This window comes from Stenotrophomonas sp. IS26 (assembly GCF_054188265.1).
The window spans coordinates 38,440-51,429 of the sequence record NZ_JBSZJV010000023.1 but is presented as its reverse complement, the minus strand read 5'-3'; the positions used below and the strand labels follow the sequence as shown (position 1 = coordinate 51,429).

Below are 12,990 nucleotides of genomic sequence, written 5' to 3'. Positions count from 1 at the left end.
ACCCGCAGGCCGCCAACGCAGTGCTGATGCGCGCCATCGGCCTGGTGGGCACGCCCTACCGTTACGGCGGCAACACCCCGGAATCCGGCTTCGACTGCAGCGGCCTGGTCGCCTATGTCTACCGCGAGATGCTTGATCTGCGCCTGCCGCGCACCTCGCGCGATCTGGCCGCCGTGCAGGGGCCGAAGATCGATCCCAAGCGCCTGGCGCCGGGCGATCTGGTGTTTTTCGGCACCAAGGGCAACGTGTTCCATGTCGGCATCTATGTCGGTGAAGGCCGCTTCGTGCACGCCCCCAGCACCGGCGGCACCGTCCGGCTGGACTCGCTCGGCGGTCCCTACTGGAAGGACCACTACACGGGGGCGAAACGCGTCCTTAACTAACCTGAACAGGGGTAAGGTCAAATTTTGTGACCAACATCACATAGTTGTAAACGAAAAATTAACGGAATTTGTACCTAATCACTGCGCTTACACGGCATCATCACCCATCGTTTTTATTCAGTGACCGCCGCGTGACGACAGACGACCTGACGTGCAAAGGCCAGCCCGCCGCCATCCGGCGACGCGCCCGCCCCGCTTTCCTCGCTGCAGCACTCTGCCTGGCCAGCCTTCCGGCCTGGGCGCAGTCCGCACCGACGACCGCTCCCGAGGTTGCTGCTTCCCCCGTCACTGTCACCCCCGATTCTTCCGCGCCGGCCAAGCCCAAGGCTGATGCGCCGGCCCGCAGCAAGGCCGATGCCGCTGCCAGCGCCACCCTCGCCGCCCTGCTTCCGCATCTGGCCGCCAACGACACCATCCCGCTCATGGACCGCTCGGCGATGTTCGCCGGTGATCTGAGCCGCCTGCTCGCCAACTACGACGCCAGCACCGGCGCCATTACCGTGGCCGGCGACGCCGCCGAAGACGGCAAGGTCCAGTCCCTGCTGCGCCGTGCGATGACCCTGCTCGGCACCCCGTACCGCTGGGGTGGCACCTCGCCGGACAGTGGTTTCGACTGCAGCGGCCTGGTCGGCTATGTATTCCGCACCGCGCTGGGCGTGGAACTGCCGCGCGTGTCGCGCGAAATGGCCCATGACGGCGCGGCCGAACTGATCAACGACCGCAACGCCCTGGCGGCGGGCGACCTGGTGTTCTTCGGCCGCAAGGGCCGGGTCGACCACGTCGGCATCTATGTCGGCGAAGGTCGCTTCCTGCATGCCCCGAGCACCGGCAAGGACGTCCGCGTCGACAGCCTGGTCAGCGGCTACTGGGGCGGCAAGTTCATGCAGGCCCGCCGCGTCGATCTCTGACGCGCCCTGCTGAACCGATGGATCGAAGGCCGCTGCCCCGCAGCGGCCTTTTTCGTTGGGCCCGGCGATGGCCGCTGACCGGCCCAACCCGCGTTCCTTTCTCTGTCACCGCCTGTTTTCCAGCGGGCGACACGCCCGGCGCACGCGCGCCGCGGCGGGGGACGGACCCGGACGTGGGGCGGCACGTCCTGGGCAACCGATCAGGCAGCAGACACCGCCCGTGATCCTCGTCGACAAGGTGACGCATGGCGGCTGTCCCCGATTTTCCTGCCCGGTGTGTGATCTGGTTTGGGCAACCCCTCGCGCTTGAACGGGCGACGCTGGCTGCGGCCGGCTGGCAGGTGCGCGGCGTCGCCCCCGAGCAGTGCGCCGGCATCGGCATGCGTGGCAGCGATCAGGTCGTCGGCCTGCTGGACCTGCGTACCGTGGTCCCGGCCAACCTGGCCCACCTGCAACAGCTGCTGGTCGACCACCGCCACATGAGCCTGCTGGCGTTGTTGCCGGCCGCTCCGCTGCGCGCCTCGCCGGTGCTGGATGCGCTGCTCGCCGCCTGTGTGGATACCTACACCGCCCCGATCGATCTGCCGCGCGTCGTGCAGCGGCTGCAGCAGCTGGCGGGCGCCGAACCCCTGCCCGCGCCCCATGGCCCGCAGTCCCTGATCGGCGACAGCGCGGTCCTGCAGGTCACCCGCGCGGCCATCCGCAAGTACGCACCGGTAGACCTGCCGGTACTGATCACCGGCGAAACCGGCACCGGCAAGGAACTCGCGGCACAGGCACTGCACGCGCTGTCCGCGCGCCACGCGCGTCCCTTCCTGGCGGTGAACTGCGGCGCCATCCCGGCCGCGCTGGTCCAGTCCGAGCTGTTCGGCCACGAGCGGGGCGCCTTCACCGGTGCGGCAACGCGGCGCCTGGGCCTGTTTGAATCGGCCAGTGGCGGCACCGTATTCCTGGACGAGATCGGCGACCTGCCGCTGGATGCGCAGACCAATCTGCTGCGTGTACTGCAGGAAGGCACCGTCGAACGCGTCGGCAGCAACCGGCCGCTGGCGGTGGATGTGCGTGTGTTGGCCGCCACCCACGTCGATCTTGAAGCCGCGGTCGAACAGGGCCACTTCCGGCGCGATCTGTTCTATCGGCTCAACGTGCTGCGCCTGCCCCTGCCACCGCTGCGCGAGCGCGGCAGCGATATCGCGATGCTGGCCCAGCATTTTCTCGCCAGCTTCCGGCATCGCCACGTCACCCGGGCGCGTGGCTTCACCGCCGATGCCGTCCAGGCGCTGGAGCGCTTTGCATGGCCGGGCAATGTGCGCGAGCTGCTCAACCGGGTGCAGCGTGCAGCGATCGTCAGCGATGCCGAACTGATCACCGCCGCGGATCTGGAGTTGAGCCAGCCGCTGCTGCCCATTACCGCGCACGGCCTGCACGGCGCAAAGCAGGTCGCCGAACGCGAGACCCTGCTGCATGCCCTGCGCCAGAACGACTTCAACATCGCCGCCTGCGCCCGCCACATGCAGGTCTCGCGGGTGACTGTCTACCGGCTGTGCCGCAAGCACCAGCTGGCGCTCCCCGAACTGCGCTGACCCCTGGACGGTGGCGTAGCACCCTGCGCAGCGCGCCTACAAGCTGTACGGCACCTTGAAGGCCAGGGTGAAGTCCGGTGCATCCGGGGTCAGGCCGATGCCCAGCAGGCTCACCAGCGTGGTTTTCTGGTTGAGGGCGTAGGTGATGCCCAGGTTGAGCGTGCCCGCGTTGGCGTCACTGCCGATCACCTTCAGCCACTGGCCGTTCTTGTAGCGCGTGGAGGCGCGCGCGCTCAGCTTGTCGCTGAAGGAGATGCTCAGGCTGGTGCGCTCGTTGAACGCGAACGCTACGCCGGCACCGAAGTAATACGAACCGCCCAGCTTCACATCCCCCGGGTTGGTGGTGTCCGGGTTCGCATCGATGTCATCGAAGCTGCGCGGGAAGGAATGGATGTAACCGATGTTGGCGAACAGGATCGCCGGATCGGCGGTCTTCACTGCGGACAGCCCGACGTTGGCCTGCCACACCCCGTTGCCGGTGGGCTGCTGCTCGGGCACGGCGAAGCGGATGAAGTCATCGTCGTCGCGCTCGAGCACCTTCCAGTCCAGCCCATACGGTGCACGCCCGGTCGGCGCGGTCGCGCCCACGGTCAGCACGGTTTCCGGCAGCCGCCCACGTTCGGCGAACAACCGATAGTTGGCGCTCACGCCAACATCGCCGATGCCGTTGCCGGTCGTCTCTTCCTGCGCGATGGCCGCCGCGGAACCGCCGGCGCCGCCCTTCTGGAACACGGTCTTGCGAGCCAGGTAGGGCACATCCAGGTTCAAGGTAAGGCGCGGACTGACACCCCAGCGCGCGGCCAGGTTGTAGGTCAGCGTGTCCGACTCGACGTTCTCGATGGCGATGTTGCCCAGGAAGATCGCATCCAACGCCAGGAAGCCGTTGAGGCTGAGCTGCTTGCGGTCATAGCGCGCGTAGGACAGGCTGTTTTCGATCGTGAAGCGGCGACTGAACAGCGCGGCCTGCTGCTGTTTGACGTCATCCACGCTGCGCCGCGATTCCTGTTTGGCCTGCTGCGCTTCGGCCGCCGAGCTGGCGTAACCATCGGCGCTGGCCGGTGCGGCGGGCGTGCCAGCCGGCAGGGCCTGTTGAGGTGGAGGTGCGGCACCGGCGACCGGCGCGGTCTTGCCGGTCAACCGCGCCTGCATGGCCTGCACCTGCATGTCCAGCTCGCGCAGGCGGCGTACTTCCTGCGCGTAGTTGGCCTTGAGGCTTTCCAGCTGCGCCATCAACGCCTTGACGTCGGCTGCGTCATCGGGCGCCGGCTGTTGTGCCTGTGCCTGGGCGGACGCAGCCGCCATGAGTGCCAGCGCCGCCAGCGCCAGCGGTGTTGCGCGGATCATCGTGTGCATTGCCTTGGCCCACTGTTGTGTTGTCGCTCCCCCTGCCGTGCCGCAAGATCACTGGCCCGGCCCCATGCCTACCCCGCGTACCAGCGTCATCGCCTGCGCCACGTTCTGATTGAGCGGAACGTTGTTGGCCAGCGACTGCCGGACAAGGTCGATCTGCAGCCGGTTGGTCACCGACTGTCCATCACTGCCCAACACGATGCTCTGCCCGACGCTGCCGTTGCGGATCCACTGCTGGACCGCACCCACGCCCTCGATCTGCAGCTGCACCTTGGCCGTGTTGCCCTCCAGCTGGGCCAGCGCGCTGACGCCGCCCTGCTGCACGCTGGCCAGGTTCACCCCTTCGCCGGTGGGCGCAGGTGCGGTGCCATCACGTACGGTGAGCTGGGTGGCGTTGCTGGCCAGGTTGCCGTCACCGGCCACCTGGATGCTCTGACTCAGGCCAGCCACGTTCTGCAGGCCGCTGGAATCCACGCTGCGCCCGGGTGTCACCGGCAGCGGTGCATCGGCAGCGGTCACACTCACGCTCGGTGCGAAGCTGATCTTCGGTGTGCTGCCGCCGTGGCTGAAGTCCATGCCCAGCTTCAGCGCGCTCTGTGCGGACTGCCCGCCGGCGGTCTGCCATTGCGAGACCATGGTGACGCCGAACCACGCCACGGTGTTGCCACCGACCGTGTAGCGGCCCCGCATGAGGTTCAATTCCGGATCGGGGATCTCGCTCAATCCCTTGCCGGGCCGGCTCTCGTCGGCATGCGCCGGCGCGATGCCCAGCAGGGCAAGCAGCACGATGCCGGGCGTCCAGGTTGCGATGTTCATGGTGCCTCCTTAAAACAGATCGGCATGGGTGAATCCGAAATCGACCAGTTCCGCATCGGTGATCGGCCCCTGCCTGGCGTACAGCGAACGGGCACTCGGCCGTTCACCGGGCTGCAGCAGCACCGTGTTGCGATCGAAGTCACTGCCGATCACGACAAACACGGCGCGCGACGGCCACGCCTGGAGAAATTCGCTGACGGGAATGCTGCGGTTGCCCAGGATCGGGTCGGCGACATCCACCAGATCGCCGCGGACCTGTTTGAGGACCACGAAGTGGCGGAAGCCCCGCACATCCATCAACACCAGCCCGGGCACGCGCAGTGAGCGCAGGCGCTCTTCATTGACGCGGTAGCCGCGCCCACGCATGCCCATCGATTCGACGTAACGCTTGATGTCCAGCAGCGAGAAACCGCGCTGGTGGACCAGTTGTGGATCCGAGACCCCCATCATCCCTTCGATCACCGTGCTCTCATCGGCCTCCAGGTGGTAGGCGTAGCGCAGGATCGTGGCCAGGGCAGCTGCGCCACAGCTGTAATCGGTGTGTTGCCGTACGACATTGCGGAAGCGCCGTTCCTGCATGCTCTCCACGCGCTGGGTGAGGACCGCCCCGTTGGGCAGCACACCACTGAAGCCGACGTCGCCGGCACGCACGATGCCCATCGGCATCATCAGCACCGACAAGGCCCACACCAGCACCCACGTGCGCATACGACTGGACATGTAGTACTCCGGCTCAGGAAGGAGCCCCTGCCCCAAGGGGGAGAAGGGACAGGGGCTCCCGGGGAGCCCGGTCATTGGCGGATGACCGGGTTTGTTGCGCTCAACGCGTACTGCTTGCGAAAACGGACAGACTTACTGTTCCGGACCGCCGCCACCACCGCCGCCGGTGGAGGGCTGTGCAACCGCCAGGGCCAGACTGTTGGCCTGCAGGTTGCCGGTACCGGAGGCCACGTTCACCCCGATGTTGCCGGAGGCGCCGGAGAACGCACTGCCGGACAGGGCCGCGGTGTTGGTCGCATCCACGTTCACCCAACGGGTGGTGGAGACGGTGCCGCTCAGGCTCGCGTAGAGATCGGCCACGCCCAGTTCAACGAACTGGCTGGTGCCGCGCTCATCGGTATCGAACGCAATGCCGCCCACGCCCGGACGATTCGGGTTGGCGGTGGCATTCTGGATATCGCTATCCATGTCGATATGACCGGTTTCGCTGCCGCTCGGGTGATCCAGCGCGCCGCTCCAGGTATCCAGGTAGTAGTTGTCTTTCTGGTAGGCACTACCCGTGCCGCTGTAACGGCCCGCACCGACGGCCAACGTGGCACCGGCAACGCGACCACTCAGGTTCACGTCCACGGTGTCGGTCATCGACTGCAGGTAGCCGGCGTTGCTGACGGTGTTGCCGGAGGACACCTGGTTGGAACTGATGCTCGAGGTCGCATAGGCGCTGGTGGCGACCGAGGCGGCGAGCGCGTTCTTCTGCTCGTTGTTGTTGCCCGAGGCGACGTTGGCACCAATGTTGCCGGACGCGCCGCTGAAGGCATTGCCACCCAGGCCCGCGGCGTTGGTCACGCCGGAATTGAGGGTGGTGTTGCCACCGCCGAACTGGTTGACGAAGACTTCCGCATCGGCCATGCCGAAGCTGAAGGACGCATCGGCCGCGGACAGCGAGGCCGCATTGTCCTGGGCATTGTTGTCGCCGGCGGCGACGTTGAAGCCCAGGTTGCCAGAGGCATCGGCACCGACGTCGTCGGCGATCGAGGCGCTGTTGGTCACCAGGCTGTTGCCGGCCAGGTTGTTGGTGACCGACTGGCGGTTGTCGATGACGGCGATGGCGGCCGAGTCGATATCGATCGAGCCGGTGATTTCCGGATCACCCGAGAAGCTGATGTCCGAGCTCAGGCGCAGGTCTTTTTCGATGTTGACATCAACGCCGTGGTTGTTCTTTTCCTGGCGTTCGTCGGCCTGGATGTTGCTGGTCTTGTTGACGTTCTCGGTGACGTTGCGGTTGCTGGTCACGTCGCGGTTGCTGGTGACATTGGTATTGCTCGTCACGTTGTCGTTGATGGTGGTGTTGGTGGTGCTGTTGTTGTTGCGGGTGTTGTTCCAGGTCCGGTTCCAGGTGCGCGAATCGGTATCGGTGTTGGTGGTGGTATTGGTTTCGGTGTTCGTATCGGTGTTGGTGTTGGTGCGCGTTTCAGCCACGTTGTGCAGGTGGTTGATGTTCGCGCTCTGGTTCTGGTTGTCGCGGTCATTGCCCCAGCCATTGGCGCCGGCGGAGGCGGATGCAGCGGCGACGGCGATGGCCAGTACGGTCCGTTTCATGTTGGTGTTCATGGTGCCCTCTCTCTCATCACAGACAATCGGGTGGATGTGACTACTCACGGGGTGGACTGCACCGAAATGCTCAGTTGGTTTGCGGTGGCGTTGCCGGATCCCGCGATCTGATTGAGTTGCAGGACGCCGTCGAATCCCTGCAGCGCGGAGGCTTCGACCGCCACCCTGCGAGTTCCGGCCGACCGACCGCTGTTGACGGCCCCCTGCCCCCCTGCTGACGCGAGTGCGCCCGACCCGGCCAAAGCCGCGTCGTTCGTTTCGCGTATGCCCTGTTGCGCCAGCGTGGCGGTGACGACGTTGAGCGTCGCGTTGCCATTGCCGCTGGCCTGGTTGATCGATGCGACGCCGCTGGCGCCGTTCAGTGCCTGGCCGCCGAGCGTGGCGCTGGCGTCCATGGCGGTGTCGCTGAGGCTGAGATTGTTGGACTGCTGTTGGCGTGCATCCACCTGGATGTGGGCGTTGCGGCCATTGGCGATGCCCATCAGGTTGGCCTGCTGGTTGAGGTCACCGGCCGCCATGTTGACGGTGATGGCGCCGTCGGCACCGGCCAGCGCGCGGCCATCGATGCGGCTCTGGTTGAGGTAGGAAAGCATCGCGGCGTAGTCGTTGCCCTGCTGGGCGTGTGCAGCCCAGGGAGCCAGCAACAGGCTGCTCAGCAGTGCTGTGCGCAGGACGGCGTTCATTTGCCGGGCCCGCCCGCAGGCTGGCCGAGCGGGAACTGGGCGAGTGCGCCACGCACCTGGTCGCCAATGCCGCGGGTCGCGTTGCCGACGGCGCCCATGGGGCCGCCGATGGTGTTGCTGAACTGGCCGCTGGAGAGCATGCCGCTGTCGGTGACTTTGCCGAGCGTGCCGTTGACCGTATGGCCGGTGACGCGTTCGATGGTGGTGGCGTTGCGGGGAATGCCGGCGCCGGTGTTGGAACCGAGCGAGGCGTAATCGTCGTCGCTGAGTTCATCCATGCCCGTGGAGGTGCCGAGGGCGTGGCCGATTTCGCGGCGCGGTGAGGGGTCTGCGATGAGGGCCATGCCGGGGGGCGCAGGGCGGTACGCAGGCCGTGCGGAGACGTCACGCAGCAGGACGATTTCGCCGGATTGTGCTTTGACGCCCTGGCGTGCGCCGGAGGCGTTGGCGGCGGCCGGCACGATGAGTGCGGCGGCAAGCAGCCAGAGTGTGGTGTGTCGTGTGCGGTGTGCGGCAACGCTGTCCATGGCGACCTCCGATGACATGCGAGGGGTTGGAGCAGCATTCGTGCCAAGTTGCGGACGCCTGTATTTCCGGGGTTTTTGTGGGAGTCCGGTTAATGGCGCGCAACATTGCTGTTACAGCGGCGTTAGCGTTTGTGCGTATGAATAGGTTTGGCGAAGGACGGCGTTGCGCTGAGAGGCAAGCGTGGTGCGGGTGTATCACGGGTGTTACACCGGGTGATACAGGGGGTTACGGTGCGGATTCAGGGTGGATTCCTGGCGAGCGTAGCGCGTCACTATTCACTGGCGGAGGCGGCCGGCGCGTCGAGCGCTGGGCCACGCTACGCTTGCCGGCGAATGTCCCCCGGCGCCGGCCTGCGGCCGTCCCCTCCTCCTTGATTTCGCCCACAAGCGCCGCGCGGCCCATCGTGTCCAGCCACTGGCGCCTCACGGCAAGCACCGGTTTGCAGTACGCCTACCACCGCGGACCAGCCCCGAAGCGGCCGGTAGGCGCCTGGGCAAAATAAAGGAGGAGGCCGTCGCCGCCAGGCGGCGGCCGGGGGACATTTGCCGAGGGGCCTGCCGGTCGCTTCGGGGCGTAACGCTCGCGGCGACCCCAAGCGGAAAAAAAAGACCGGCTCTCGCCGGTCTGTGGGTGGTGCGTTGGTGCCTGCATCAGGACGTTCGTTCTTCGCCTTCATCCACGCCGAGGTTGGTGGATGGGTTGTCGTAGATCTCACGGTCGAGCAGACCGGTTTCCTTGGCGACGATCACCGGGACCAGCATCTGGCCGGTGACGTTGGTCATGGTGCGCATCATGTCCAGGATGCGGTCGATGGCGTAAAGGTAGCCGATGGTTTCCAGCGGAAGGTTGGCGGCGCTGAGGACGACGGTGGCCATGACCACGGCGGTGCCGGGGACGCCCGCGGTGCCGAAGCTGCCCAGGACCGAGGCGATCAGGACGACGATGTACTGCTCGGGGGTGAGCGGCACGCCGGTGTACTGGGCGATGAAGACGGCGCACAGGGCCGGATAGATCGCGCCGCAGCCGTCCATCTTGATGCTGGCGCCGAGGGGGACGGCGAAGGAAGCGTAGTCCTTGTTGACGCCGAGGTTGTGGGTGATCGAGCGCATCGCGGCGGGCATGGCGGCGAAGCTGGAGGAGCTGACGAAGGCGACCTGCATGCCGGGGGCGGCGCCGCGGAAGAACTTGAGCGGGTTCAGGCCGTGCATGAGCAGCAGGCTGCCGTAGACCACCACGATGTGCAGGGCGCAGGCGATGTACAGGGCGAGCACGAAGTTGCCGAGCGGCAGCAGTTTTTCGAAGCCGTAGCTGCCGACCAGGCCGGCGATCAGGCCGAAGGTGCCCAGCGGGGTGATCTCCAGCACGAAGCGGGTCACCTGGATCATGATCTCGCTCATCTGCCCGGTCAGCTTGCGTGCCTCGCTGACCTTGTCGCCGAGCTTGACCATGGCAAAACCGAGCAGGCCGGCGAAGAAGATCACCGGCAGGATCGAGCCGCGCCCGGCGGCCAGGACGGTTTCACCGGCGCTGTTGATGCGGGTGCCGATGCCGGTCAGCGCGTAGAACACGTTGGAGGGCACGACATCCATCAGCACCTTGATCACGCTGGGTACTTCGCGCGGGGTGTAGCCGTGGTCCATGCTCAGGCTGAGCGCGCCGCTGCCGGGCTGCATGACGGTGCCGACGCCAAGGCCCACGCACACCGCCAGGGCGGCGGTGATGATGAACCACAGGAAAGTGCGCCCGCCCAGCGCCGCCACGGACTTCTGACCGTGCAGCGAGGAGATGGCGTTGATCACGGCGAAGAACACCAGCGGCACCGCGATCATCTTGATCAGGGTGACGTAGAGATCGCCCAGCGGGCCGAACCAGGTTTCGGCCGCCGGCCCGAGCAGCCAGCCGGCCAGTGCGCCGAGGACGAAGCCGCCGAGGACCCGTTGCCAGAAGGGGATCCGCAACCAGGCAGAGACCAGCTTCATGCGCGTTCCAGAGGTAATTTGACAGCTAGGCACCTTAGCCCAAGCGGGGCCGTGGAACGAGGCGTACACGGAAAATCAGCGTGTCATCGGCGTGCCTTGCGGCGTTCTGCATAATGAACGCCCGTTTCACATGTGAGATGCATTCATCCATGTCCCGTTTCACGCCTCTGGTGGCCGCCGTCACCACCCTGCTGCTCGGCGCCTGCGCCACTACCGCTCCCTCCTCCAGCGCTACTGCCGGCGCGGTCCAGGTCGATGTGCCGGCCATTGCCCACCCCGCCGGGGAGACCCCGCAGTGGTGGTACCGCAGCGGTGCGGCGCGCGCGGCCAGCACCGGTGCGATGGACGGCAAGGCCAAAAACGTCATCCTGTTCCTGGGTGACGGCATGAGCCTGACCACGGTGGCCGCGGCGCGCATCTTCGAGGGGCAGCGCAACGGGCATCCGGGCGAGGAGAACCTGCTGTCCTGGGAGCGCTTCCCGGCCACGGCGTTCAGCAAGACCTACAACACCGATTCGCAGACGCCGGATTCGGCCGGCACGATGACGGCAATCACCACCGGCGTGAAGACCCACATGGGCGCAATCGGGGTCAGCGCGGGCACCCGCAATGACTGCGCCGACAGCCTGAACAAGGGGCTGCTGACGTGGTTGCAGCTGGCTGACAGCGCCGGCATGGCGACCGGCGTGGTCTCCACCGCGCGCCTGACCCATGCCACCCCGGCGGCGACCTACGCGCACTCGCCGGAGCGCAACTGGGAAAACGACACCGACGTGCCGGACGAGGCCAAGGCCGCCGGCTGCCGCGATATCGCCCAGCAGCTGTTGTCGACCGCGCGCTTCGGGCGCGGCCCGCTGGTCGCCCTCGGCGGTGGCCGCGGTGAGTTCACCACGGTGGAAGAGCGCGATCCGGAATACGACGACAAGGTCGGCCAGCGCCTGGACGGGCGCAGCCTGGTGACCGAGTGGCAGCAGGCGCACCCGCAGGGTGCCTATGTGTGGAACGCCAAGCAGCTGCAGGCCGCCGCGAACGCACCGGCGATCCTGGGCCTGTTCGAGCCGGACCACATGCGCTACGAAGCCGAGCGCAAGGAGGATCCGGCCGGTGAGCCGAGCCTTGCCGAACTGACCCAGGCGGCGATCGCCAACCTGTCGCGCCACCAGGAAGGCTATGTGCTGATGGTGGAAGGCGCGCGCATCGATCACGCCAACCACAGCGGCAATGCCTACCGGGCACTGACCGATACCGTGGCACTGTCCGATGCGGTGCGCGCCGCCGTCGAGGCGACCTCGGATCAGGACACCCTGATCATCGTCACCGCCGACCATTCGCATACGCTGAACTTCGTCGGCTACCCGGCACGTGGCAACCCGATCCTGGGCAAGGTCAAGGACAAGGGTGGCGAAGACGGCGCCGGCAAGCTGGACCTGGCCCGCGATGGCCTGGGCCTGCCCTACACCACGCTGACCTACGCCAACGGCCCGGGCTACACCGGTGCCACCAACCAGCAGCCGGTCGGCCCGAAGCGCTACCCGCACAACCCGAGCAGCTTCGATCCGAGCACCGGCCGGCCGGACCTGACCGCGGTGGATACCGAGCATCCCGATTACATGCAGGAAGCGCTGGTGCCCGCCAAGAGCGAATCGCATGGCGGTGAAGACGTCGGCATCTGGGCACGTGGCCCGGGCAGCAAGGCGGTGCGCGGCACGATGGAGCAGAACGCGATCTACCACATGATCGTGCAGGCCACGCCGCGCCTGCGCCTGCGCCTGTGCGAGGCCGGCACCTGCGACGCCAAGGGCGTGCCGGTCGAGCTGCCCAAGCCGACCGCGTTCGAGCGCCAGGCCGGCGATAGCAAGTAATGCGTGGGCTTCGTCACAGCGCAACGAACAGGGGCCGCCTCGCGCGGCCCCTGCTGCTGGCAGCCAGCCTGCTCGCCTCCGGCATGGCCTGGGGCGCCGGCACCGGGTGCACCGCCTTCACCGAGGAAGACGGCCTGCAGCCCTTGGCCGGGTGCCAGTGGCTCAACGGCCGACTTGCGTTTGAGACCAACGCGTTGGCGTCGTTGTCCTACGATCAGGACGGGCTGGCCGCGGTCCACGCCGGCGGCGGATTCCACTATGTCCGTGCCGATGGCCGGCAGTTGCCGGTGATCACCTTCGACAACGGCCCGGACTACGTCGTGGAAGGGTTGGTGCGCGGCCGCGTCGGCGCGCGCATCGGCTACTTCGATACCCAGCTGCGCCAGGCGTTCCCGGCCACCTTCGATTTCGGCTGGGCGTTCGATGACGGGGTGGCCCGCGTCTGCCAAGGCTGCCGACCAGGCACGCCGGACGATCATGGCCACATCGCGATGGTCGGTGGCACCTGGTATCGCATCGATCGGCAGGGGCGTCCTGCGATGGATGCCGGCACGCCATGACGGCCCT

Annotated in this window: 12 protein-coding genes; 5 read left to right on the top strand and 7 right to left on the bottom strand. The window is 66.9% G+C overall.

The window, feature by feature from the left end:
• The 3 genes from ACW6W5_RS15925 to ACW6W5_RS15915 all read left to right on the top strand — a co-directional run.
• On the top strand, positions 1 to 383 hold a 383-nt coding region (locus ACW6W5_RS15925), incomplete at its 5' end, for a C40 family peptidase (protein ID WP_458233660.1).
• Positions 384 to 514: 131 nt separating this feature from the next.
• Positions 515 to 1,291, top strand: coding sequence for a C40 family peptidase (locus tag ACW6W5_RS15920; RefSeq protein WP_152154172.1), 777 nt, complete (start codon positions 515 to 517; stop codon positions 1,289 to 1,291).
• A gap of 245 nt (positions 1,292 to 1,536) precedes the next feature.
• Positions 1,537 to 2,874, top strand: coding sequence for a sigma-54 interaction domain-containing protein (locus tag ACW6W5_RS15915; protein WP_152154174.1), 1,338 nt, complete (start codon positions 1,537 to 1,539; stop codon positions 2,872 to 2,874).
• A gap of 36 nt (positions 2,875 to 2,910) precedes the next feature.
• Here ACW6W5_RS15915 and ACW6W5_RS15910 read toward each other — a convergent pair whose 3' ends face one another.
• The 7 genes from ACW6W5_RS15910 to ACW6W5_RS15880 all read right to left on the bottom strand — a co-directional run bounded on the left by ACW6W5_RS15910 (position 2,911) and on the right by ACW6W5_RS15880 (position 10,561).
• Positions 2,911 to 4,227 (bottom strand): hypothetical protein, encoded by a 1,317-nt coding sequence (locus ACW6W5_RS15910; RefSeq protein ID WP_121038531.1) that lies wholly within the window; start codon positions 4,225 to 4,227, stop codon positions 2,911 to 2,913.
• A gap of 48 nt (positions 4,228 to 4,275) precedes the next feature.
• Positions 4,276 to 5,040 carry a hypothetical protein gene (locus ACW6W5_RS15905; protein ID WP_121038534.1) on the bottom strand — a complete coding sequence of 255 codons (765 nt, stop codon included), beginning with the start codon at positions 5,038 to 5,040 and terminating at the stop codon, positions 4,276 to 4,278.
• 9 nt (positions 5,041 to 5,049) lie between these two features.
• Complete coding sequence (locus ACW6W5_RS15900; protein WP_226956711.1) at positions 5,050 to 5,709, bottom strand: C39 family peptidase; 660 nt, start codon at positions 5,707 to 5,709, stop codon at positions 5,050 to 5,052.
• A gap of 183 nt (positions 5,710 to 5,892) precedes the next feature.
• Positions 5,893 to 7,371 (bottom strand): adhesin, encoded by a 1,479-nt coding sequence (locus ACW6W5_RS15895; RefSeq protein WP_152154177.1) that lies wholly within the window; start codon positions 7,369 to 7,371, stop codon positions 5,893 to 5,895.
• A 44-nt stretch (positions 7,372 to 7,415) separates the two neighbouring features.
• Positions 7,416 to 8,054, bottom strand: a complete 639-nt coding sequence (locus tag ACW6W5_RS15890; RefSeq protein WP_152154179.1) for a hypothetical protein — start codon at positions 8,052 to 8,054, stop codon at positions 7,416 to 7,418.
• Positions 8,051 to 8,581: a hypothetical protein gene (locus ACW6W5_RS15885; RefSeq protein ID WP_152154181.1), complete on the bottom strand. Its 531-nt coding sequence runs from the start codon at positions 8,579 to 8,581 to the stop codon at positions 8,051 to 8,053. Before ACW6W5_RS15885 ends, ACW6W5_RS15890 begins: the two co-directional genes overlap by 4 nt.
• A gap of 651 nt (positions 8,582 to 9,232) precedes the next feature.
• Complete coding sequence (locus tag ACW6W5_RS15880) at positions 9,233 to 10,561, bottom strand: dicarboxylate/amino acid:cation symporter (protein ID WP_152154182.1); 1,329 nt, start codon at positions 10,559 to 10,561, stop codon at positions 9,233 to 9,235.
• Positions 10,562 to 10,710: 149 nt separating this feature from the next.
• On the opposite strand from ACW6W5_RS15880, the gene ACW6W5_RS15875 reads away from it, so the two are divergent.
• Positions 10,711 to 12,423: an alkaline phosphatase gene (locus tag ACW6W5_RS15875; protein WP_152154184.1), complete on the top strand. Its 1,713-nt coding sequence runs from the start codon at positions 10,711 to 10,713 to the stop codon at positions 12,421 to 12,423.
• Positions 12,423 to 12,983: a WG repeat-containing protein gene (locus ACW6W5_RS15870; RefSeq protein ID WP_152154186.1), complete on the top strand. Its 561-nt coding sequence runs from the start codon at positions 12,423 to 12,425 to the stop codon at positions 12,981 to 12,983. The genes ACW6W5_RS15875 and ACW6W5_RS15870 overlap by 1 nt, the downstream gene beginning before the upstream one ends.
• The last annotated feature ends 7 nt before the right edge of the window (positions 12,984 to 12,990 follow it).